Source organism: Parasphingomonas caseinilytica, assembly GCF_036663755.1.
GTDB lineage: Bacteria > Pseudomonadota > Alphaproteobacteria > Sphingomonadales > Sphingomonadaceae > Sphingomonas.
Genome location: NZ_JAXOJL010000001.1, coordinates 370,356 through 391,696 on the forward strand (window position 1 = coordinate 370,356; position 21,341 = coordinate 391,696).

Consider the following 21,341-nt stretch of genomic DNA (forward strand, 5'->3'; position numbering starts at 1 on the left):
AAATGGTCTGCGGGGAAGTCGGGTGGCGATGTAATGGCCGCAGGGCGGATTGGCAAACCTGCGCGAGGGATGCGTGGGTTGGAACGCCTTCACCCGAATCGCGGGTCGAATCTTTGCCGGTCGTGCCGGGCGGGTTTGGCCGGGTTCAACGACTCGGAAGTTCACACAAAGTCACACGATCTGCGTTTGCACCAGGCAAGCGGACAACGGATCCGGCAGGCCAGCCGGGACAGTTCGGGATCGAGACGAGGGTGCTGGATGGGGCATAATCCCATGGTGGCATGACCAATGGCCTGTAGGACAGAGTGGTTTTTCGACCTAGTTCTCGGGGGCGGTGTTTGTGGGATGTCCTGCCGGGCCGGTTCGCTTTAAGCCTCGCATCCGACAGCGGTGCTGACCGGGTCGCCACACGACGGAGTTTTCGTATGAACCGCACTTTCATGCTCGCCGCTTTGGCCGGCACCGCCCTTTCCGCGTCCGTGTCCGCGCAAACCCCGGCACCAACGCGCCCACAGCAGCGCACCACCCTGCCCGCGCCGGTCAAGGTGGATCCGACCGTCGCGAAGCTGCGCGACGCGGCGCTGAAGGACGAAGTGGCCTATGACATCGTCGAGGGGCTGACGACCGAAGTCGGCCCGCGCCTCGCCGGCACCGAGGCGGAGGCCCGCGCCCGCGCCTGGGCGGTCGTCAAGCTGAAGTCGCTCGGTTTCAAGAACGTGCATATCGAGACCTACCAGATGCCGGTGTGGGTGCGCGGCACCGAGACGGCGGAAACTGTCTCCCCCTTCCCGCAGAAATTCCACGTCACCGCTTTGGGCAATTCCGGCGCGACCCCTCCTGAGGGTCTCACCGCCGAGGTCGTCTATTTCCTGAGCTTCGCCGATCTCCAGTCCGCACCCGACGGCAGCCTGAAGGGCAAGATCGCGTTCGTATCGAATGCGATGGTCGCGACGCAGGACGGATCGACCTATGGCCAGTTCGGCGCGGCGCGCTTCACCGGGCCTAACGTGGCGGCGAGCAAAGGCGCGGCGGCGATCGTAATTCGCTCGATCGGGTCGGATCACGGGCGCGGGCCGCATGCCGGCCTGACCAACTTCGCCGCCGGCGTGACGCCGATCCCGGCCGCAGCATTGTCTACGTCGGACGCCGACAACCTCTCGCGCATGGTGGCGCGCGGCAAGCCCGTTACGCTGAAGCTCGTCCTCACCCCGCAGCAGACCGGTACGCACGAATCGGGCAACGTCATCGCCGAAGTGCCGGGCAGCGACGCCAAGGCCGGCATCGTGCTGATCGGCGGACATCTCGACAGCTGGGATCTCGGCACCGGCGCGATCGATGATGGCGCGGGCGTGGCGATCACCGCGGCGGCGGCCAAGCGCCTGCTCGACGGGCCGCGCCCGAAGCGTACGATCCGCGTCGTCTGGTTCGGGTCGGAAGAAGTCGGCGGATTCGGCGGCCGGGCCTATGCCGAGGCGCACAAGGGCGATCGCCACGTGCTGGCGGCCGAATCCGATTTCGGTGCCGATAACGTCTGGCGCTATCAGGCCAGCTTGCCGGATGCCGCCAAGCCGGTCGGCGAGCGCGTCGGTGCGGCACTCGCCCCGCTCGGCATCGTCAAGGGCAAGGACGCGGCGCATGGCGGCAGCGATGTCGAGCCGGTGCTGGCGACCGGCGTCGCGGGAATCGACCTCAACCAGTCCGGCCAGCGCTATTTCGACTATCACCACACGCCCGAAGATACGCTGGACCGGATTGATCCTGCGCAGCTCGCGCAGAATGTCGCGGCATGGACGGCGATGCTCGCGGTGGTGGCGAATGCGCCCGAGGATATCGGGCCTGTCGCGATAAAAAGAGACGAACCGAATCGCTCCGTCTCCTTGCCACAGCCTGAATCCCGACCGTCTTGATCGGAGTTTGCGATTGACGGTTCCGCAAACGCCGTTATTTGCAGGGGTTCGCGGGGGGCAATCGAGCTGGCCGCGAGTATTGCTATGCTTGGGAGCAACCGCATGAAGAAGATCGCATTTGTTCTCGCCGCCGCCGGCCTGATGTCCGTGGCTGCTTGCACGAAGTCCCCTGAGGCCGAAGCCGTCGTGAACAACGCCGACATCGCCGCAGACAACCTTGAAGCTTCCGCCGACAACATCGACGCGCTGGCTGACAACACGTCGAACGCCGTTGCGGCCGACGCACTGTCGAACACCGCCGACAACCTGAACGCGGCAGCCGACAACGTTCGCGACGCAGCGGACGCCAAGGCAGACAACATGAAGTAAGTCCTATCGGGCCTGCGCGGCCCGATGGATTTGTTTCGACGAAGGGCGCTCCCGAAAGGGGGCGCCCTTTTTTGTTGCGCCGCCAAGACGTAGCGAAGCTACGGCGCCATCAGCGGCGCAACCGGCCGGCGGCGCCCAAGCGCCGACCGACGGCGCGGCTTCGCCGCGACGCGCCACGAGGCACCACGAGGCGTTCTTATTACCCTCTCGCGGCCGTGAGCGTCAGGTTCAGCCGTCAACCCCGCCTTTCACCTTGCACCCCGGCGCAACCCCGCCTAAGCGCTCCCTCGCGTCGGGGAGTGGCGCAGCCCGGTAGCGCGCCTGCTTTGGGAGCAGGATGTCGCAGGTTCGAATCCTGTCTCCCCGACCATTCCGGCCTGACGGCCCGACGCCAGTTCAGGGGTTCCACGCATTCGTCAGATCGCCGCCTTGCCCTATCGTACCGAAGGCGTGGCTGCGGAATCCGGCGTTCGGATTCTGCTCGTCACGTCGCGTGAGACGAAGAGATGGGTCATTCCCAAGGGCAATCTGATGGCGGGCCTCGGCCCACATGCCGCCGCCTTGCAGGAGGCGGAGGAGGAGGCCGGCGTATCCGGCCCGGTCTGCCCTACCCCGCTCGGCTCCTATCGCTATCGCAAGAAACGCGGCAGCGGGGCGTCGCTGATGATCGATGTCGATGTCTTCCCGCTCGCCGTCACGCGTGAATTTCCCAAGTGGAAGGAACAGGACCAGCGCGAGCGGCGCTGGTTTTCGCTGGCCGAGGCGGCCGGCGCCGTCGAAGAACCGGATCTGCGCGAATTGATCCGCTCGTTCGGTGCTTCTGAATTCAAGGCCGCCGCGCGGCGCACCGGCTTCACCGCCGCAGTCACCCAATCAAAGGTAGGATCGATGTTCGCCTGGTTTCAGCGTTTGTTGCCTCGTACGGGTAACTTCTTCGGAATGTTCGAGGCGCATGCCGCGACGGTGACGAAGGCGGCCGACGCGCTCGCCCGTCTGCTCGACGGCGGCCCGAACGCGGCGGAGCATATCCGCGAAGTGATCGAACGCGAGAACGACGCCGACGAGATCACGCGCGAAGTGCTGCAGACCGTCCGCAAGACGTTCCTGACGCCGTTCGATCGCGGGGCGATCAGCAGCCTGATCGGGGCGATGGACGATGCGATCGACGAGATGCAGGCCGCGGTCAACGCGATCGGCCTGTACGAAGTCCAGATGTTCCAGCCCGAGATGAAGGACATGGCCGCGATCGTCGTGGATGCCGCGCGCGTGATGACCGAGGCGATGCCGCTGCTGCGCGACGTCGGTGCCAACGGCCCGCGCCTGCACGAACTGACCGAGCGGCTGGTACGGATGGAAGGCCACGCCGACGAGATCCACGCCGCCGGCCTGAAGAAGACGTTCCTGGAATTCGGCACCAGCGACACGCTGAAGTTCGTCGTCGATCGCGAGATCTACAAGCATCTGGAGCGGATCGTGGATGCGTTCGAGGATGTCGCGAATCAGATCGACGGCATCGTTATCGATCATTCCTGATCGATCCGGACCATGCATGAACTCGCCTTCCCGCTGCTCGTCGCGCTGATCGCGCTGGCGCTAGCATTCGATTATCTGAACGGCCTGCACGATGCGGCGAATTCGATCGCGACGGTGGTGGCGACGCGGCTGCTGAGCCCGGTCAAGGCCGTGGCGTTCGCGGCCGTCTTCAACTTCGCGGCGTATTTCCTGACGATAGCCTTCCCTGCCCTCCACGCCGTGGCCGATACGATCGGCAAGGGGCTGATCGACAAGGATCTCGTGACGCCGGCGGTGATCTTCGGGGCGCTGGTCGGCGCGATGTTCTGGAACGTGGTGACTTGGCTGAAGGGCATCCCGTCCTCGTCCAGCCATGCGTTGGTCGGCGGTCTGATCGGATCGGGCGTCGCGCATGCTGGCCTGTCCGGCATCAAATGGGCCGGGCTGAACAAGACGCTGATCGCGATCGTGCTGTCGCCAACGCTCGGCATGATCCTGGCAATGCTGATCATGCTGATCACGAGCTGGCTGTTCCACCGCGCCACCGCGCGAACGGCAGAGAAGAGCTTCCGCGCGCTGCATCTGGTGTCCTCCGCCGCCTACTCGCTGAGCCACGGTTTGAACGATGCGCAGAAGACGATGGGGCTGATCACGGTGCTGCTCTATTCGACCGGATATCTGCACGGCGATTTCGAGGTGCCGCACTGGGTGGCGATCAGTTGCTATATCGCGATCGCACTGGGTACGCTGACCGGTGGATGGAAGATCATCGAGACGATGGGATCCCGCATCACCCGCCTGTCGCAGCATCAGGGGTTCAGCTCGTCGCTCAGCGGATCGATCATCCTGTTCTCGGCCTCGGCGCTGGGTATTCCGGTCTCGACGACGCACACGATCACCGGCGCGATCATCGGCGCGGGTACGGCACGACGTGCCTCGGCGGTGCGCTGGGGCGTGGCGCGGAGCGTGGTGACGGCGTGGATCATAACGATCCCGGCCTCGGCTGCGGTGGGGGCGCTGTTCTACGGGCTGACGACGCTGTTCTAGGATCGCCTCCGTCACGGCGGAGAGGTCAGTCCGGCTCGTTCTGGAGATCGGTTTCGCCTACCAATCGCCGCACCAGATCCAGATCGGCCGGCTTATCGACATCGACCGCCGCCAGTCCGAACGGACTTGGCACCATCGCCGCCTTTACACCGGCCAGTGCGCCGATCCGCGCCAGTCCGGCCGCCAAGGTCAACCGTCCGAGCAGATAGCGCAGCAACAAGGCAGGCCCCAGCCGCCGCACGATCAGCCACGGCCGCTTGCGGTCCGCCTCGACCGATTGCCACAGGGTGATCGCGGATGCCGCGCGCGGCGTCGCGAGGTAGAAGAGATTACAGCCCGACCACGATCCGTCGGCGAAGCGCAGATAGGTCCGCTTCGTTTCCGGCACGACCTGTTGGATCGCGTCGCGCCTGGCGAGCAGCACCGCGACGTCGGCGTCCGCCGGGACATCGGCGATGAACCGCGTGACCCATTCCGGTTCGAGCAGCGCATGATCGGCGGTCGTCACCAGCAACGGGGCACCCAACAGGTCGAAACCTCGCCTGGCACTGGCGCTCGGTCCCGTTGCGGCGTCGATCACCTCTAGGCCCAGCATCTCGGAATGCGCGCGCACGACCGGAGACGATGCCACGACGACGATCCGCCCGGCGCCGGAGGCGCGAACAGCATCGGCCACCCGCGCGAGCATCGTTCGACCGGCGATCTCGATCATCGCCTTGTCGCCAACCCCGGCATAATCGGCGACCGGATCCACCCCGCCGCGCGATCCGGCGAGGATCAATGCGTTGAAGCTGCCCGCCGGATTATCTCGCGGGATCACGAGGATTGCGTGCGCATCACCCGCCACAGCACGCCGGGTGCAGCCAGCACCGGATGCCGCTCACGCCACGGCGTAAGCGCAACGTCCACCCCGGTATGACGACGGACCTTCCACAGACCGTAACGTGCAGCGCCTTCGAACGTGAAGGTGGCCTTGACGAGCCGCGCGATGTTCAGCGCCTTGCCGAGCCGCACACGGGTGAGCCAAGCTTGGGTAAGCGCCCGATAAGGTTCGAACGCGATAAAGGGTGCCAGCGCTTCGCCATCGTCGGCAAAGACGATGCCGCCTGCCTCCCACGCGATCGGCAGCAACGCTTCGTAGCGCGCCGGATCGTAGATCAATATCTGCTTCTCGCGCCCGGGCGGTTCAACCCGCATTTCCGCACGATAAGTTTCGCGGAACAGCGCCAGCCAATAGTCGCGCGCCGCGCCGCGTTCGGGACCGAGCACTCCAGCAAATCGCGCAGCGGTGATCGCGGCATCCGCCACTGCCTGCCTCACGCGCCGTGCGACCAAAGCATCGCGAACCGACAGCAAGGCGGAAGGCTGCACGAAGCGGGTCCAGATCGTCGTATCGACAAACGACCCGCGCGTGGCCTGCTCGAATGTGGCGATCGGCATGGTCGCCACCTTGGCGCGCAGCACCTGATCGCCAACGACGACTTCATGGAAACTGACGTCCGGCCAGAGCCAGCGCATGCCGGCACGGCGTAACAGCGATCCGCTGGCCTCCTCCGTCAGCACGTAGAAATCAAGCACGCCGTCGAGGTCGCCGGTGCGCAAGGCCGATCCATAAAACAAAACCGCGACGCCGTTCAGACGCGAGCGAACAGCCTCGCCGACAGCGCGGATTTCTGCACGCACCGGGGCGGCGAGTTCCTGCGCGACGAACCGCGCGAGCTTTTCGGTCATGGAACTACGAACCGCATCGGGCAGCCCTGGCGCAGCGCGATTTCGCCACCGGCGAAGGTCTCGCCATCAAGAATGAAGCCGCCATCGACGCGCAAATCGAACCGCTCCGAATCCTCGCGATGATAGCCTGCCTGAGTCATCCAGCGCGGATGGCCGCCGCCGAGCAATGCGGGGAGCGCGGCGATGATCTTTCGCGGCGACCCCTCGACCCGCAACAACTTCAGTCCGGCGCGCGGCTCGCCGAACGGACGCACCTTGAGCGGCATATGGACCAGCGTCGAGCCGATCAGCATGTAATGCGCGCCGTCGACATCGGTGCCGTCCGCCGATGCGACCCGCATCGGCTCGCCGCGCCGCCAGCTATTGTCACGCCCACCGAACAGGGTTTGGGTCACGGCCCCGACGATCGACAGCCCGACCGCCAGCCCGTTGAATGCGCCTAAGCGATGGGTGGTCTGTGCAAGGCCGGTCGCACGCACGAACGCACCCGCGCCGAAGATGAAGCCGCGCAACTCGGCCTGCTCGGCACCGGGCCGCCACACCTCGATCGGAGCGCGCTCCTTGACCCCGCCGAAACGGATCGCCTCGATCGCATCCTTCGCGGTCCAGTGTTTGGGAATGCCGAGATCGAGCGCCAACGCATTGGTCTTGCCCGACGGCACGATCGCGATGCGCGGGAAAAGACCGGAATAATGGCGGGAGGCGAGCGACATCACGTCTCGCACGGTGCCATCGCCGCCGTCGATGATCAGGGCGTTTATGCCGCGCGCGGCGAAGCAGGCCAAAGCCTCATCCAGTTCCTCATGCGATTGCGGCCGGACGTGTTCGCAACCATCGACAGACAGCGGCGCGGCGCGCAGCACGTTATGGCGCGCACGGGCATTGTGGATCACGGCGATCCGGGTTTCGGCATCGGCCGGCGTAGCGATGCGCAACGGCGAAGGCCAAGGTCGGCACAGACGCCGTTGATATTCGGCTCCGGCCGGCTCGGGAATCCGTTTAGCCGGCGCTGTCGCACCGAATTGGCGTTGATCGAGTTTCAATTGCGCATCTTTCGTACTGTCACAGAACCGTAACGAGTTCGTCTCGATTTGGTTGCTTCTTGCTACCAAACCATTGCTGAACGGCGGCTCGTCCGTTCTATGTTTCAATAAAATGAGGGATATGCGTCAATTTCGTGACGACATCTGGGCCACTGCCGACGTATCGCAAGAACGGCATTGCGCTTAAGGTAGCTACGGGGGGCATGAACAAGATGACGAAGCGCGACGCCCCGGGCGCACGACATGCCGCTTGGTGGATCGCAGCGATCGTCGTGATCGGCCTGCTCGCGCTTGGGCATTTGTGGTGGCTCCCCGTACAGGCCGCGCTTAACGTGAACGAGGGCTGGAACGCCGGGCAGGCGATGCGCGCGCTGGGGGCCGGGCCGCTATATCCGCATCCGGAAGCGCTGACGGCGAACAATTATCCGCCTTTGTCCTTCTACATCGTCGGGGCGGCTGGATGGCTGTTCGACGATATGATCATCGCCGGCCGCGTGATCGCCTTGCTTGCCCAGATCGCCAATGGGTTGGCGGTATATGTCATCGTGCGACGGCTGGCGGACGCGCGCTGGGCTATGATCGGCGTACTGCTGTTCGCTGGCTATTCGGTGACGTTGCTGCGCTCGTATATCGCGATCAACGATCCGCAATGGCTCGGGCAAGCGGCGATGAGCTGGGCGCTGGTGTTGCTGCTGCCGCCGCGTGCCGGGGGGCGGATCGCGATCGGGATGGTGGTGGCCGCGGCGCTGCTGGTGGTCGCGGGAGGATTGATCAAACACAACCTCGTCGCGTTCCCGATCGCGATCACGCTGTGGTTGTGGTGGGCCGACCGGCGTGCCCTTGCGGTGTGGATCGCGTCCGGCGCGATGTTCGCCGGGATCGCCGCGCTCGGGCTGTTCGCGATCTGGGAGACTATGGTGTTCATCGACGTGCTGTCTCCGGCACGGAGCTATTCGCTCGCGCGCATGGCGGCCAAGGGCGGGCCGTTGCTGCTGCTGATGCTCCCGACATTGCTTGCCAGCCGCCCGCTGATCGCGCGGCTGCGGGGCGACGTGCCGCTGGCGCTGCCTTTATTGTTGCTGATCGTGTCGATCCCGCTGGGCATCGTCCAGCGCTCGGGCTCCGGCGTGGATGTGAACGCGTTCTTCGAGGGCATCCTAGCACTGGCGATCGCTGTGCCCGTGGCCTGTGCGCTTCGCCGGGATGCGCCGTATCGCTGGCTGGCGATCACCGCCCTGCCCGCTTTATGCCTGCTGCCCGTCTCGGCGATCAAGACCGTGGGCGACTTCGCCGGTCGCGACGAGGCCGTGCAGAGCGGTCGTGCATTCATCGCCGCCATCGCCGCCGCGCCCGGCCCGGTCGCCTGCGACGATCAGGCGATCTGCTATTGGGCCGGGCGGGAAAGCGGGATCGACTTCTTCTCGGTTAAACAACGCCTGCTGAAAGGCGATGGCGACGCGCTGGTCCCGGCACTCGAACGCAGCCATTTCGCGATGATCCAGATGCGCAGCGACAATCCCGGCTGGCAGAAGAATTTGCTGATCCCGATCATCCGCGCGCATTACCGGCCCGTCTATAGTTCGGGCGGCAGCGAATTGCTGGTCCCGAAGCCTCAGGGATAGCGCGCGACGAGCGCCTCCAGCCGCACGCGGATGTCCCCGGGCATCGCGAAGGTGCCGTGCGCATAGTCCAACTCGCCATGCCCGGCGCGCAGTACCAGCTCGTCGTGAAATGCCCCCATCAGCCCGTTGATCGCGCTGAGATAGCGCGACAGCACGACGTGCTCGGGCGCGGGGTGGATGATGCGCATGTCGTCATGGAACGACACCTGCCGGCTGACGATCTTGCGCGCGGCGTGGAAACGGTGGCCGGTGGTATCGCGCCCGGCCAGCGTATCGCGAAGGTCGGCGATCTGGCGCAATGTGAAGGCGCGAAAACTGGCGGCATCGCTGTGTTTCAGGTGATGGACTTCGCGGTCGAGCAGTTTGAGCGGTAGGTGCGAGAGCATCGCGCGCAACACCACCGATTGCCGCACCGTCGCGTCGCGCCGGTTGTTGCGGAAGGCGTCCTGCAACAGGCCCATACTGGTGGTGATCGACTTGAACATGCGCGGGCAGGCGTGATCCGCGCCGTACAGCACGAAGGCGAAGCGCAGATGCTTGAACTTTGCGCGGACGTGCTTGAACCAGAGTTGCTCGTCCGCACTGATCGGTTCGCCGCGTCGCAGCTTCGCGATGAAGGCGATCAGATCGGCGCGATCGAACCCCTCGCGCCACAATTGTCGCGAGATCGCGAAGCCGTCGGCAAGGTGGCCCGCCGGATAATCGATCCGGATCTCCGGTGGCAGTTCGACCCTCGCGTCGACCACGTCGTTGACTAGGATCGCCTCGAACAAGGCATCGCAGTCGGTGGTGGAGAAATGCCTCATGGCTTGGGCGTATCCGGATGCCAGATGATAGTCGCGCGCTGGCGATAGGCGATGATCGTAGGGACCAGCATGCAAAGGGACACCGCGATCGTGCCGAACAAAAAGGCGATGCCCGCCCCGGTCAGTCCGAACCAATGGGTGAATGTGGCCAGCAGGGCGAAATAGCAGATCACCGCGGTCACCTGCGCGACCAAAGCCGCGCGCTGCCGACCGGCCATGTAAAGCAGGGATTCGAGCGGGAACGTCGCCATCTGGATCGCCAGCGAGAAGACCATCAGCCGCAGCAGATCGTACGCCGCGAGATATTTCTGCCCGAAGGCGAAGGCTATCACTGGCTTGCCGCCGACGATCACGACCAGCGCCACGATAAGCCCGACGCCGCCCGCCAGCAGCCCCGCGCGCACGCCGAGCAGCCAGGGCCGCGTGCTGGCGGGATCGAGCCGCATGATCTCGGGATAATAACCGCGCCGCAGTAGGTCTGCCGGCTTGGTCGCCGAATCGAGCAAAGTGCTGGCGATCTTGTAGAGGCCCGCCGCGACCGGCCCGAGGATCGTCGCAACGACCAGATTGCTGAGCGGGCCCCAGGCAGCATAGACCGAATGCGCGGCGTTGGTGGTCCAAACGAAGCTCCACGCCTCGGGCAGGCGGCGCGCGACGCCGAACATGCCGGGACGCAGGGCATCGAGCATACCACGCCGCCTCAACTCGCGCACCGCGAAGCCCCACAATACGAGATCGCCCACAAGATCGGCGACATACCAGGCGATGATGAAGCCCGGCAGGCCAAGATCGGCGAAATAGGCGATCGCCGCGCCACCGCCGCGCAGGAACGGCGTCACCACCTGCTGCGCGGCGATGAGGTCGAACCGGTCGAGCACGCGAAGCGAGCCACTGGCGGTCGCCTCGGTCATCGTCGGGACGAGCGTGCAATAAGCGATGGCCCAAGGGAGATATTCTGCACCGATGCCGAAATAGCCCGCGAGAAACGGCAGCAGGATGATCGCCAGCACCATGCCGGTCAGGCCACTCGCCAAATCGAGGCCGAAGGCGAAACGGATCACGTCGCGTGCCCGCTCCCGGTCGCCATGGTGCAATGCCGGGGTCGCGTGGCGGACGATGTACTGCCAGGTCTGGAACTTGACGATCCCGCCCGCGCCGGTGGCGTAGGTGTGGATGATCATCAGCACGCCGAACAGGGTCGGCGTCAGCCCGCGCCCGGCACAGGCCAGAGCGACCAGCCCAAGCCCCGCCCCGACCAACTTGCCCGATCCGAGCAGCCCGGCATTACGCAGGACGGTGCGGAACACCCCGTCGGCGAACCACGCCCTCACGGGTTGAGGACGCGCAGGATCGCCGCCTTGGCGTCGGCAATCACCTCGTCCAGCGGTTGCGTCGAATCCAGATCGAGGATCGGCGCGCCGTTGAAGGTCAGGCGCGGCACATCCTCGATCTTGGTCTTGAGCGATGAAGGGCGGTGATCGGGTTTCCGCGCCAATGCGGTCGCCAGATCGACGTTGAGGCGGATGACGAGCGTGGGGCGATACGCCTCCATCCATTCGTAATGCCGGCGTTCGCGCCGCGCGAGCAGGCCCTGGAATCCGCCAGTCCGCACCTTGGCGAGGCCAAGTCCGTCCATCGGCCCGGGCACCGCGGTCTGCGGGAAACGATCGGCCAGGATCGTGATGCCGCGCCGCCGGTCGGCCAGCATGCGCCTGAACCGCCGCACCCGGCGCATCGAGAACAGATAGATGACCAGAGCCGTGAACGCCCCCGGCCCCTTGGGATCGCGCGCACCGCCGGATTTTTTGACGATCGTCTTGTCCAGTCGTTGCCCGACGATCGGCCAGCGCGCGATGGCGCGGCCGATATTACCGGTCTGCTTGCCGAGATGGTGCAATTCGGTCGGGCGGCTCTCCTGCAGCCAGGCGAGCAGCACCTCTCCGACGGTCGATTTGCCCGATCCGTCGGACCCGACGATCGCGATCAAAGGCGCCAGTGTCTCTTCGCTCATCGTCACCTAACCCAGCACCGGCAGGATGCCCGCCAGCGCCCGCCGCCGCATCTCGTCATAGGGCGCGCGTGAGTCGAGATCGACGATCTGCGCGCCGCCGAATTTCAGCGACGGCGTCACCGCCACTTTCTGCCGCAACAGGCCGATCTCGTGATCGGGCTTGCGGGCGTGAGCAGTCTCGGCATCGATATTCAGGCGCAGCACGAGCGTCGGGCGATGGCTCGCCATCCATTCGTACATGGCGAGTTCGCGCGCGGCGAGCCACGCGACAGCGCTGCTGCCCGCGCGAGCGGCGGAGAGGCCCGGCCCGTCATAGAAGCCCGGCACCTCGATCTGCGGATAGCGATCGGTGATCACCGTCACGCCCCGTTGCCGCAGCGCCAGCACCTTGCGAAAGCGCCGCCGCCGGAGCAGCGAAAAACCGTAGATGACGAGCGCAGTGGCGAGACCGGGGATATTCTCGCCCTTGGTCCGCGCCTTGGTGCCGCGCTTGGCGAGGGCGGCTTCCGCAGCCACGCCGATCAGCGGCCATCGCTTGATCCGCGCGCCGATCGCGCCCGATCCAAGGCCGAGATAGGCGAGCCGCACCGGCCGGTCCCGGCCCAGCACGCCCGCCATATCGGTGGCGAGCGTCGATTTGCCGGAGCCGTCGCAACCGACGATCGCGATCAAGGGAGCGAGCATCTCCAAAGCCCTGCCCGCGCCGGAGGATGCCGTCAATCGGATGCGCGGATCGGCTTGAAGGTCCCGCCATCGAGATACATCAGCGTGACCGGAACGATCGTCGTTCCCGCCCCTACGGGAAATTGCACCTTCGCCGGATCGGGTTTGCGCGACAGAAGCATGTCAAACAGGCTGATGCGCGGGTTGCCAGACGTGCCGCCTCCGTCGGACTTATCGGTCTTGCCGTCGCCATTCTCATCATGCCGCACATCGACGGCGTAGAGACCGGGCTTCGGCGCGACGACGCAGATAGTCACCGCGCCGCTCGCCGGCACCGGGCGCTCGATCCGCACCAGCGCCTGCTTCTTGTCGAAATAGGTCGAGGTCGCGCCGCCGAACAGTCGCACGCGCACCTGCCCCGCTCGGCTGCGGAAGCCGGTGATGCGCACCGCGATCTCGTTCGCGACGCCGGCATGGCATTGCCCGTCGGCGGCGCGGGGCTGCGGCGGCGCGGCGGCGGCCAGTATCATTGAAGCGAGTATCGCGATCATGGTCTTCCTGTCCTGCCGGGCGATTGACCCGACGCGTAGCATCACGCAGGTGAACCCTTGCTGTCGCCAGTCCGTTCCCGCCCCCAGCACCCACAAGGCACGCCTTATGCGCACAACCTCACATGACGTTCCCGTCCGCCTTTATCATTTGAGCGACGACGGCGTCGCCTCCACCCTGGTCTACGACACTTTGGCCGAGGCGCTGACGCTTGCCGCCGCGCAACCCGAGGACGTGCAAGACGGGCTTTTCCTGCAGACGAGCAACGATGTGGTCGGGTATCTCGATTTCATCGAGGGGTAGCGGTGCCTTGCCGTTCGGCGGTTAGCCTTCACCCCGGACATGTTCGGTGCCTATCCTCGTCAACGAATATGCTTCCCCGGCGAAGGCCGGGGCCCAGTCGCGAAGGTAGATGTAACTGCGCGCAACGCCAGATCACTTCTGTTTCCCGACTGGGCCCCGGCCTTCGCCGGGGAAGGGCTGAATGCAAATGTCGGAAAGGTGCGGACCGCCGAACAAGTCCGGGGTGACGAAGAATTGCCCAACTAAAAACAACTATCATCACAGCCTTGCGCCAGCGGCGAACCATCCGCTAACGCGTGCCGGTGCGTGGGCCTGTAGCTCAACTGGTTAGAGCTGGCCGCTCATAACGGCTAGGTTGCGGGTTCAAGTCCTGCCGGGCCCACCACCTTATCCCGCCGACGCCGCGATCAGATCGTCGAGCGACGCCGCCCGCACCCCGCGCCGCGCCAAATCGGCGAGCACGACATCCCACCAATGATGGAATGCCGCCAGATCGGCCGCATCGCGCACGTACGGGGTATGGCCCGGCACCAGCGACGGCGAATGAAACGCGAAGTTCAGCACGCGCGCCCCCTCCCCCACCGCCACGGCGATCGCCCGAAGCGCATCGGCCAGCGGCATATCCTCCGGCGTCAGCGCTACGCGGGACATGAGGTGCGTGTGGGCGAACACGCCGCGTCCTTTGGGAATGCGCCCGAGGGCTCGGTACAGGCCGACTCCGCCCGACCTTGCAGCGCCGGTAAAGACGGTGGTCAGCGGCAGTTCGACGATCGCCCTGCCCGGCCCGCAGCGGAAGGCGTGGTTGGGGATGGATGAGAAATCCGGTCCGGCCTCCGGGCTATAGTCATAGGCGGATCGCATCGAGCTATCGATCCGGTACCCACGGTCGGCCAGCAGGGCGAGGGTCGCCGGACCGATGCCATAGCGTCCGGCGCGATAGATGCGCGGTGCCACGCCGATGCCCTGCGTGATCGCGTCCGTCAGCACATCGAGCTTTGTCGCCTCGAGCGCGGGCGGCAGATTGCCCACGAACGTGTTCGCCGGAATCATTTCCTCATCGAGCGGCGGATTGACCCAGGGATGAAGCTGCGTGCCGACCGCCGATCGCCCGTCCTCGACCAAACGGCGCAGGATCTCCATCGCGGCGGGATCGGTCGCGACAGGGTGATCGACCAGATAGGTAAGCGGCACGCCGCTGTCGCCGAACCGGCGATGGGTTTCGGGAAGCGCCACGATCGTCTCGACGGAACGGTTGGTGCTGCTCAACGGCGCGCGCCAATCGAATTCCTCTTCGGTATCGACCATGACGGTGAAGCGGGTGCCGAATGCCTCCGGCCACGCCACGAGATCGGCGGCGGCGGGCGCGGGCACGCGGTAGCCCGATCTGCCCTCGGAAGACATCGACCCCGCCACGGTCAGTTGGAAGAAGCCTGCTCCACGGTCGCGATAACGGCGGCGGGCAGCCGCAATGTCAAGCGCTGCGCATCGATCGAGAGCGCCCCGCCCAGTTCGATCGCCAGATTACGCGCCAGGCGCAGGGCGAAACCGGTGCCGAGCAAAGGCGCACCCTCGACCTCGGCGACGGCTTCGGCATCGATCGACATCAAAGCCTCGCTGCCGAACGCGGCCAGCGTCGCCGGGCGATCGAAAGTCAGCACGACCTGCCCCTCTGCGGCGAGCGACGCCACGACGCCGATCGTCTCGCCCGCACCGCCCGAGGCGACAAGCGTCGCCATGAGGCGGGCGATCAACCGTTCGACGGCGCGCTCGTCCCCGGCAATGGCGAGATCGTCCTCTGCCGTGATCGTCAGGTTCGTCCCGCGCAGAGTGGCGAGCGGTGCCAGATCGCCGGCGATCCGGTTCAACAACACACCGACCGGCACGCTCTCGGCGCGCAGATCGAGCGCATGCGATTCGAGCCGCGCGGCCATGTCGATATCGTCGATCGCGGTCAGCAGGTCGGCGGTCTGGCGGCGGATCGATCCGGCCTGATCGCGATAGCCCTGCGGCACAGGCCCGAGCAATTGCGTTTCGATCATCTCGGCGAAACCGGCGATCGCATTGGTCGGGGTGCGCAGTTCGTGCACCAGTTGGCGCAGCGATTCCGCTGCCGGGCTGCGCGGATTGCGCAACAACGCGGCGCTCTCGTCGATGCGCGGGCGGCGCGCGGTGCCGCGATAGCCGGAGAAGCGTCCGCTCGCGCGATCGAAGACCGGCAGGCCGGTGATGCGCCATTCCCCCGCGGCATCGGATTGCCCCTCGACCGACAAGCGCGCGTCAGCGAACCCGGCACGCCGGCGGAATGCGCCCGCCGCCACACCATCGACCCGCGAATCGCCCGGATGCACCGCGAAATCCAGCGACAGGCCGATCAGCGGCGCGCGGGCCGCCCCTTCGATCCACCGCACCACGCCCGCCGCGTCGGTTTCGAAGCGGAACGCCTGCGCCTGCACGGGCTGGAGATCGAACAAAGCGGGCTGGTCTTCATTCGCCGCAAACGGCGGACGATCGTCGCGGTGGCGCTGATAAGCGTCGATCCGCGCGACCAGTTCGGCGATCTGGAACGTGCCGTCCGTCTGTTCCGGTTGAACCGGCACCTTTGCCGCTTCGGCCTGGCGGATTGCTTCGGCGACCACCGGCAGCCCCAAAGCGATCGTACCGACCGATACGAAGGCGGTCTCGACCGGTAGATGCACGATCGGTTCGGCGACCGGGGCCTGAACCTCAACCGGGACCGGATCGGAAACCAACGGTTCCGCGATCGCCTCGACAGCGACCACATTGACGGAGGTAAGCCGGAAATCCTCCGGCCCGAACGTCTTCAACGCGCGAACGACTTCGGCCGGCAGATCGCGACGATGGCGAAGCACGGAGCGGGAAGCGGGCGACATTGCCGGCAATATCGCGGTCCATTCCGGGCCGCTCAGCCGGGCGGCGCGCACCACCGGTGCGGCAATCGCAATCTCGTCGCTGACGAACAGGCGGACCAGGGCGGCGGGCGGATTCGCCGTGGCCAGCGCCCGCGCGCTTGCCGCGCGTACCGGCGGCGGCACGGCGGCGCGGATCGATTGCAGTCGCGCGATCGTCTCCGGCGTCGCTGCCGTGCGGCCCCGCCCGATCAGGTCGACCAGCTGCCGCCAGGTCGATTGCGCGCCGAACGGCGACACCATCTCTGCCGAAAGAACCGTGTCCAGGCTGTCGTCGAAACGCAAATCGTCATCCTCTGGCCGAGCGCCACTTTGGCTCGTAAAGGATTCCTTAACCGCACCGGGGACCCGCGCAACCCGGAGATTTTGGGACGTAGCAATGTGGGACAATTGCGTTCGCCCGCAATTATATTATGTTCGCATGCAGCAGGCCGCCCGAAAAATCGCGCCGCCGGGGAGTGTTGCGTAATGGCTTTTGATCATATCGACCGGCAAATCCTGACTTTGCTGCAGGAAGACGGGCGGATGACCAATGTCGATCTTGCCGAACAGGTCGGCCTCACGGCACCGCCGTGCCTGCGCCGGGTGCGCGCACTGGAGGATGCCGGTGCGATCCGCGGCTACCATGCCGAACTCGATCCCGCCGCGCTGGGCTATCCGATCACCGTGTTCGCGATGGTCAGCCTGCGCAGCCAGGCCGAACACGATCTGGCGGCGTTCGAGGAGCATGTCGCGGCGATCCCCGAAATCCGCGAATGCCATATGCTGAACGGTGAGATCGACTTCATCCTGAAGATCGTTGCTGCCGACCTAAAGAGCTTTCAGGACATCCTGACCACGCACCTGACGCCCGCACCGAATGTCGCCAGCGTCAAGACATCGCTTACAATTCGCACTGCCAAAGCGCTGCCTGGTATCCCGGTACGGATGGATTGAACGGCGGTGATGTGCCGGGCGGGTGCGTCCGCAAATGGCGATAACTGGTGGAAGGCTGACATCAGACATCGCCTGCGAGCAACGCGAACAGGATGTAGCCACCAAAAATAACGATCAGGATGGTCCCGGCGAGGACCGGCCCCAACAGGGTTTGGTTGCGCTTATGCGGCTTTGCCATGGCTGGTATTAGGCTTGGATCACGGGTGTCGGCAATTGGGCGTTAGCGGCCACAGCGATCCAGCTTAGAGAATCTAATGGCCGACAAAAAAGGGGCGGCATCGCTGCCGCCCCTCTCCCGCTTTTCAGTCGAGCGAAGCTCAGCCAGCGGTCGGAACACCCGGTGCGTCGGCCCAGGTGGTCCACAATTGCGCGATCTGCGTGCGCAGACCGTTCTTGACCAACGCAAAGGCCGTCTTTGCCGACGCCTTGTCGCCGGATTCCAGATAGGCGATGCCGAGGTGGGTGTTGACCTCATCGACGTTCAGCTTGTCGCCGCCCTTGGTCAGCGCGAGTTTGTACATCTCGATCGCCTTGGCGTAATTGCCGTTGCCGAGATAGAAATCGCCGGTGCCCGCCGCCGACAGGCCGTTGGGCGATGCAGCCGCGGATTTCTCCTGTGCGGCCGCCGAACCTTCCTTGGCCAGCTGCGCCGCGGCATCGGCCGAGATGCGGCTGACATTCGCATTGGTCGCGGCGATCTTGTTGCTCGCCTTGCCTTCCTTGATCACCGACTGGCTTTCGGTCGCCACGCCGATCTCGACCGCGAGATCGGCATATTCGAGATACTCGCTCTCACCCGCGAGCGATCCGGTCGCGCGCAGCAGGCGGAACAGATCGACGCGCTCGCGCTTGGTGATCACCTTCTGGTTGGCGCCCTGGAAGCCGAACACGAAGATCGCGGTGTGCCAGTTCTTCTGCGTCGGATAGGCATAGAGCCATTCGCGCGTCCAACGCTGCGTCGCGGCGACGTCGGTCGTCTTCTGCAGCGCGGTGATCGTATACTTGTAGAGATCCTCGTCGGACTTCTTGCCCGCCGCCTTGTCGGCAGCGATGATCGCCTCGATATCCGCGGCACCACCGGCGGCATCGCCGCCTAGAATCTTGGTGCGGGCCAGCATAAGGCCGAGCGTCGGGCTGACATAACCCAGATCCTTGGCCTTCTGATATCCTGCCAGGGCGGCGGGATATTGCTTGGCGTTGTACGAGATGTTGGCGCGCATGAAGCTGAAGCGACCGACTTCGGTCTTCGGCGTCGCCGGATTCGCGAGCAAAGCGTCGATCGGACCGGCCAGCGTCGCGTCGTTGCCGTTGGGGCCGAGCTTGTTGGCTTCAAGCTGCAGGCGCATGATCTGGGCGAAATAGCGCTCGTCATCGGTCTTGGCCCCCGCCTCGACGGTGGCGATGCTGGTTTCTGCAGCCGCGAAATCCTTGGCAGTCAGCGCGGTCTGCGCGGCGATGATCGCGGGGCGGAGCTCGGCGCTCACCTTCGGACCGGCGGGGGCCTCGTCCTTCTTCTTGGCTTCTGCCGGCATCACGAAGGCGATGCTGCTGGTGCCGGCGATCAAGGCGGCCGCCAGTGCGGCCCTGGTCAAAGTCTTCACGAAGCAACTCTCCTTATAGGGCGGCGGCGATGCGCCTCTCTCGAACACAAATCCGCTGTAGCCTGCGGCATCGCCGGGTCAAGCGACGCAGCGCGGCTGGTGGCGAATGACGGCTGAACAACGGTTGAACCCGCAAACGGCTCCCGTCGCTTTGACCCCGCCCGCCTGCGCCGCTAACGCCGCGCCATGATCGCCACGCTCTCCCCCGCCAAGACGCTCGACTACGACAAGCCGATTCCCGATGTGACGCCGACCGTGCCGCGTTTCGCCGCCGAGGCGGAGAAACTCGCCGCGTCCGCCGCAAACCTGAGCCAGAAACGGCTCGGCGAATTGATGCACATCTCCAAGCCGCTGGCGAAACTCAATGCCGATCGCTTCGCCGGCTTCGTCGATCAGCCCGAGCGACCCGCGCTCTACGCCTTTGCCGGCGACGTCTACACCGGCTTCGAGGCGAAGACGCTGGACGAGGCGGCGGTCGAATTCGCGCAAGGCCATGTTCGCATGCTCTCCGGCCTGTACGGCCTGCTCCGCCCGCTCGACGCGATGCGCCCATACCGGCTGGAAATGGGCACGCGCTGGGCACCGCGCCGCAAGGGGCTGTACGAATATTGGGACAAGCGCATCGCCGCCTTGCTTGCCGAGGATCTGGCGGCGGAAGGATCAGGCACGATCCTGAACCTCGCCAGCCAGGAATATTGGCATGCGGTGGACGGCAAGCTGCCGAAATCGGTGCGCGTGATCGAGGTCGATTTCCGCGAACCCGGCCCGAACGGACCCCGCTTCGTCAGCTTCAACGCCAAGCGCGCACGCGGCATGATGGCGCGCTATCTGTGCGAACATCGCATCGACACGGTCGAGGATATGAAGGGCTTCGACAGCGACGGCTATCGCTTCGACGCCAATGAGAGCGAGGCGGATCGCTGGCGGTTCACGCGGGCATGAGCGGTTCGGCGGTCGTCATCGGGGCCTCGGGCGGGATCGGCGCTGCGCTGGAAGAGGCGCTGATCGAGGAAGGCACGTTCGATATCGTTCACGGCTTCGCCCGTTCGCGGGCCGACGCGCAGCATCTCGATCTGGAAGACGAAGCGAGCATCGCAGCCGCTGCCGCGATCATCGCGAAGGGGCCGGCACCGACCCTGATCGTCGTCGCGACCGGGCTGCTGCACGATGGCGATCGCGGCCCCGAAAAGGCGATGCGCGAGCTCGATCCCGTCTGGCTGGCGCGCAATTTCGCGGTCAACACGATCGGCCCGGTTTTGGTCGCCAGGCATTTCCTGCCGCTGATGACGAAAGGCACGCGCGGCGTGTTCGCGGCGCTGTCGGCGCGCGTCGGCAGCATCACGGACAACAAGATGGGCGGCTGGTACGGTTATCGCGCATCGAAGGCCGCACTCAACATGATGATCCGCACACTGGCGATCGAGGAGAAGCGCCGCAACGATCGTAGCATCGTGGTCGGCCTGCATCCCGGCACGGTCGATACCGGCCTGTCGAAGCCCTTTCAGGGCAATGTTCAGCCCGGCCGGCTGTTCGATACCGGGCGGGCGGCCGTGCAATTGCTCGACGTGATCGACGGGCTGAAGGTGCCCGATAGCGGCAAGATCTTCGCCTGGGACGGTGCCGAAATTCCCGCATGACGCTTTTGTCATGTCCGCGCCACGCGGCCGTCAGGTGGCATCACGCATAAGCTTTCTCACAAGCGGCGGCACGATCCGGCCCCGCACCACAGTTGAGGAAGCCGACATGTCCAAATCGACCCCGCTGATGATCCTGACCGCCGCCGCCTTGTTCTCGGGTGTCGCCGGTGCCGCGACGCGCACCACCGTTAAAACGACCAAACCCGTAACGACGGTGACGACCACGAAATCCACCGCCAAGCCGGCGATGGTCTCGACCAGCAAGACGGTCGCCAAGCCAGCGACGGTGACGACGACGAAGACCGTCGCCCGGCCGGCGATGACGATGACCAAGCCAATGCCGGCACCAGCCGCAAGGCCTGCCCCCGCCATGAAGATGGCCGCGGCCCGTCCCGCCCCGGCCGGCCGCATGGTCTCCGCCAAGCTCTCCAATGGCAAGACCGTGACGTACAATTGCTCGCTCGCCGGCAACGCCACGAAGAAGGCCTGCAAATAATCCAGTTTGGCCGGTCGGGGATTCCGCCAGCTCCCGGAGCGGCGTTCCCGGCCGGTCATACCCGCCGCTTGGTGAGGCGGCGGCCGCCTCTCGCGCGTACACGCGCACAGGCGCGCGGGGTTGGCATAGGGTGACGGCTCGGCTAGAGCCGTAACAACACTGAAACCAACCCCGAAAGCGC

Annotated in this window: 21 protein-coding genes and 2 tRNA genes; 12 read left to right on the forward strand and 11 right to left on the reverse strand. The window is 65.5% G+C overall.

Annotated elements, in window-relative coordinates; genetic code table 11:
• The first annotated feature begins 425 nt into the window (after positions 1–425).
• The 5 genes from U1738_RS01645 to U1738_RS01665 all read left to right on the forward strand — a co-directional run bounded on the left by U1738_RS01645 (position 426) and on the right by U1738_RS01665 (position 4,835).
• The gene (locus tag U1738_RS01645; RefSeq protein ID WP_332787292.1) at positions 426–1,907 is read left to right on the forward strand and encodes a M20/M25/M40 family metallo-hydrolase; all 1,482 of its coding nucleotides are present in this window, start codon (positions 426–428) and stop codon (positions 1,905–1,907) included.
• A gap of 102 nt (positions 1,908–2,009) precedes the next feature.
• On the forward strand, positions 2,010–2,276 hold the full coding sequence (locus tag U1738_RS01650) for a hypothetical protein (protein ID WP_332787293.1): 267 nt from the start codon (positions 2,010–2,012) through the stop codon (positions 2,274–2,276).
• A gap of 293 nt (positions 2,277–2,569) precedes the next feature.
• Positions 2,570–2,646: transfer RNA gene (locus U1738_RS01655), tRNA-Pro, on the forward strand.
• A gap of 80 nt (positions 2,647–2,726) precedes the next feature.
• Positions 2,727–3,809: a DUF47 family protein gene (locus U1738_RS01660; RefSeq protein ID WP_332787294.1), complete on the forward strand. Its 1,083-nt coding sequence runs from the start codon at positions 2,727–2,729 to the stop codon at positions 3,807–3,809.
• Positions 3,810–3,821: 12 nt separating this feature from the next.
• Positions 3,822–4,835, forward strand: a complete 1,014-nt coding sequence (locus U1738_RS01665) for an inorganic phosphate transporter (RefSeq protein WP_332787295.1) — start codon at positions 3,822–3,824, stop codon at positions 4,833–4,835.
• A 25-nt stretch (positions 4,836–4,860) separates the two neighbouring features.
• Here U1738_RS01665 and U1738_RS01670 read toward each other — a convergent pair whose 3' ends face one another.
• The 3 genes from U1738_RS01670 to U1738_RS01680 are packed head-to-tail and all read right to left on the reverse strand — an operon-like array spanning position 4,861 to position 7,501.
• Positions 4,861–5,655, reverse strand: coding sequence for an NTP transferase domain-containing protein (locus U1738_RS01670; RefSeq protein WP_332787296.1), 795 nt, complete (start codon positions 5,653–5,655; stop codon positions 4,861–4,863).
• The gene (locus tag U1738_RS01675; RefSeq protein ID WP_332787297.1) at positions 5,652–6,566 is read right to left on the reverse strand and encodes a hypothetical protein; all 915 of its coding nucleotides are present in this window, start codon (positions 6,564–6,566) and stop codon (positions 5,652–5,654) included. The genes U1738_RS01670 and U1738_RS01675 overlap by 4 nt, the downstream gene beginning before the upstream one ends.
• Entirely contained in the window at positions 6,563–7,501 is a 939-nt protein-coding gene (locus U1738_RS01680; protein WP_332787298.1) for a diacylglycerol/lipid kinase family protein, read from the reverse strand. The genes U1738_RS01675 and U1738_RS01680 overlap by 4 nt, the downstream gene beginning before the upstream one ends.
• A 320-nt stretch (positions 7,502–7,821) precedes the next feature.
• Here U1738_RS01680 and U1738_RS01685 point away from each other — a divergent pair, with 320 nt between their 5' ends.
• Positions 7,822–9,231 (forward strand): ArnT family glycosyltransferase, encoded by a 1,410-nt coding sequence (locus U1738_RS01685; RefSeq protein ID WP_332787299.1) that lies wholly within the window; start codon positions 7,822–7,824, stop codon positions 9,229–9,231.
• On the opposite strand, the gene U1738_RS01690 is transcribed toward U1738_RS01685, so the two are convergent.
• Genes U1738_RS01690 through U1738_RS01710 form a run of 5 tightly spaced genes read right to left on the reverse strand, consistent with a single transcriptional unit; the run spans position 9,222 to position 13,262 of the window.
• Positions 9,222–10,037, reverse strand: coding sequence for a hypothetical protein (locus U1738_RS01690; protein WP_332787300.1), 816 nt, complete (start codon positions 10,035–10,037; stop codon positions 9,222–9,224). The genes U1738_RS01685 and U1738_RS01690 overlap by 10 nt on opposite strands.
• The gene (locus U1738_RS01695) at positions 10,034–11,368 is read right to left on the reverse strand and encodes a lipopolysaccharide biosynthesis protein (RefSeq protein ID WP_332787301.1); all 1,335 of its coding nucleotides are present in this window, start codon (positions 11,366–11,368) and stop codon (positions 10,034–10,036) included. The genes U1738_RS01690 and U1738_RS01695 overlap by 4 nt, the downstream gene beginning before the upstream one ends.
• A complete protein-coding gene (locus U1738_RS01700; protein WP_332787302.1) occupies positions 11,365–12,048 on the reverse strand; it encodes a nucleoside/nucleotide kinase family protein in 684 nt (227 codons plus the stop codon). Before U1738_RS01700 ends, U1738_RS01695 begins: the two co-directional genes overlap by 4 nt.
• A 6-nt stretch (positions 12,049–12,054) precedes the next feature.
• Positions 12,055–12,732 (reverse strand): nucleoside/nucleotide kinase family protein, encoded by a 678-nt coding sequence (locus U1738_RS01705; RefSeq protein ID WP_332787303.1) that lies wholly within the window; start codon positions 12,730–12,732, stop codon positions 12,055–12,057.
• A gap of 32 nt (positions 12,733–12,764) precedes the next feature.
• Positions 12,765–13,262 (reverse strand): DUF2141 domain-containing protein, encoded by a 498-nt coding sequence (locus U1738_RS01710; RefSeq protein WP_332787304.1) that lies wholly within the window; start codon positions 13,260–13,262, stop codon positions 12,765–12,767.
• Between the two features lie 106 nt (positions 13,263–13,368).
• Here U1738_RS01710 and U1738_RS01715 point away from each other — a divergent pair, with 106 nt between their 5' ends.
• Positions 13,369–13,563: a hypothetical protein gene (locus U1738_RS01715; protein ID WP_332787305.1), complete on the forward strand. Its 195-nt coding sequence runs from the start codon at positions 13,369–13,371 to the stop codon at positions 13,561–13,563.
• Between the two features lie 308 nt (positions 13,564–13,871).
• Positions 13,872–13,948 (forward strand) — tRNA-Ile (locus tag U1738_RS01720).
• A gap of 2 nt (positions 13,949–13,950) precedes the next feature.
• Here U1738_RS01720 and U1738_RS01725 read toward each other — a convergent pair.
• Positions 13,951–14,964: a polysaccharide deacetylase family protein gene (locus U1738_RS01725; protein WP_332787306.1), complete on the reverse strand. Its 1,014-nt coding sequence runs from the start codon at positions 14,962–14,964 to the stop codon at positions 13,951–13,953.
• Positions 14,965–14,978: 14 nt separating this feature from the next.
• Complete coding sequence (locus tag U1738_RS01730; RefSeq protein ID WP_332787307.1) at positions 14,979–16,775, reverse strand: sensor histidine kinase; 1,797 nt, start codon at positions 16,773–16,775, stop codon at positions 14,979–14,981.
• A 183-nt stretch (positions 16,776–16,958) separates the two neighbouring features.
• Between U1738_RS01730 and U1738_RS01735 the strand changes: the two genes are divergently transcribed.
• Complete coding sequence (locus U1738_RS01735; protein WP_332787308.1) at positions 16,959–17,426, forward strand: Lrp/AsnC family transcriptional regulator; 468 nt, start codon at positions 16,959–16,961, stop codon at positions 17,424–17,426.
• A gap of 317 nt (positions 17,427–17,743) precedes the next feature.
• Here U1738_RS01735 and U1738_RS01740 read toward each other — a convergent pair whose 3' ends face one another.
• Positions 17,744–19,027 carry a tetratricopeptide repeat protein gene (locus U1738_RS01740; protein WP_332787309.1) on the reverse strand — a complete coding sequence of 428 codons (1,284 nt, stop codon included), beginning with the start codon at positions 19,025–19,027 and terminating at the stop codon, positions 17,744–17,746.
• A 186-nt stretch (positions 19,028–19,213) separates the two neighbouring features.
• Here U1738_RS01740 and yaaA point away from each other — a divergent pair, with 186 nt between their 5' ends.
• From yaaA to U1738_RS01755, 3 genes are all read left to right on the forward strand, one after another.
• Positions 19,214–19,969, forward strand: a complete 756-nt coding sequence (yaaA, locus tag U1738_RS01745; protein WP_332787310.1) for a peroxide stress protein YaaA — start codon at positions 19,214–19,216, stop codon at positions 19,967–19,969.
• Positions 19,966–20,664 (forward strand): SDR family NAD(P)-dependent oxidoreductase, encoded by a 699-nt coding sequence (locus U1738_RS01750; RefSeq protein ID WP_332787311.1) that lies wholly within the window; start codon positions 19,966–19,968, stop codon positions 20,662–20,664. The genes yaaA and U1738_RS01750 overlap by 4 nt, the downstream gene beginning before the upstream one ends.
• Positions 20,665–20,770: 106 nt before the next feature.
• Positions 20,771–21,160, forward strand: coding sequence for a hypothetical protein (locus U1738_RS01755; protein WP_332787312.1), 390 nt, complete (start codon positions 20,771–20,773; stop codon positions 21,158–21,160).
• Positions 21,161–21,341: the final 181 nt, after the last annotated feature.

Excerpts from the sequence above, each read along its gene's own strand:
- U1738_RS01735 (WP_332787308.1), top strand. The coding sequence starts at position 16,959 with ATGGCTTTTGATCATATCGACCGGCAAATCCTGACTTTGCTGCAGGAA.
- U1738_RS01645 (WP_332787292.1), top strand. The coding sequence starts at position 426 with ATGAACCGCACTTTCATGCTCGCCGCTTTGGCCGGCACCGCCCTTTCC.
- U1738_RS01755 (WP_332787312.1), top strand. The coding sequence starts at position 20,771 with ATGTCCAAATCGACCCCGCTGATGATCCTGACCGCCGCCGCCTTGTTC.
- yaaA (WP_332787310.1), top strand. The coding sequence starts at position 19,214 with ATGATCGCCACGCTCTCCCCCGCCAAGACGCTCGACTACGACAAGCCG.
- U1738_RS01650 (WP_332787293.1), top strand. The coding sequence starts at position 2,010 with ATGAAGAAGATCGCATTTGTTCTCGCCGCCGCCGGCCTGATGTCCGTG.
- U1738_RS01725 (WP_332787306.1), bottom strand. The coding sequence starts at position 14,964 with ATGTCTTCCGAGGGCAGATCGGGCTACCGCGTGCCCGCGCCCGCCGCC.
- U1738_RS01705 (WP_332787303.1), bottom strand. The coding sequence starts at position 12,732 with ATGCTCGCTCCCTTGATCGCGATCGTCGGTTGCGACGGCTCCGGCAAA.
- U1738_RS01750 (WP_332787311.1), top strand. The coding sequence starts at position 19,966 with ATGAGCGGTTCGGCGGTCGTCATCGGGGCCTCGGGCGGGATCGGCGCT.
- U1738_RS01710 (WP_332787304.1), bottom strand. The coding sequence starts at position 13,262 with ATGATCGCGATACTCGCTTCAATGATACTGGCCGCCGCCGCGCCGCCG.
- U1738_RS01665 (WP_332787295.1), top strand. The coding sequence starts at position 3,822 with ATGCATGAACTCGCCTTCCCGCTGCTCGTCGCGCTGATCGCGCTGGCG.
- U1738_RS01675 (WP_332787297.1), bottom strand. The coding sequence starts at position 6,566 with ATGACCGAAAAGCTCGCGCGGTTCGTCGCGCAGGAACTCGCCGCCCCG.
- U1738_RS01685 (WP_332787299.1), top strand. The coding sequence starts at position 7,822 with ATGACGAAGCGCGACGCCCCGGGCGCACGACATGCCGCTTGGTGGATC.
- U1738_RS01700 (WP_332787302.1), bottom strand. The coding sequence starts at position 12,048 with ATGAGCGAAGAGACACTGGCGCCTTTGATCGCGATCGTCGGGTCCGAC.
- U1738_RS01715 (WP_332787305.1), top strand. The coding sequence starts at position 13,369 with ATGCGCACAACCTCACATGACGTTCCCGTCCGCCTTTATCATTTGAGC.
- U1738_RS01690 (WP_332787300.1), bottom strand. The coding sequence starts at position 10,037 with ATGAGGCATTTCTCCACCACCGACTGCGATGCCTTGTTCGAGGCGATC.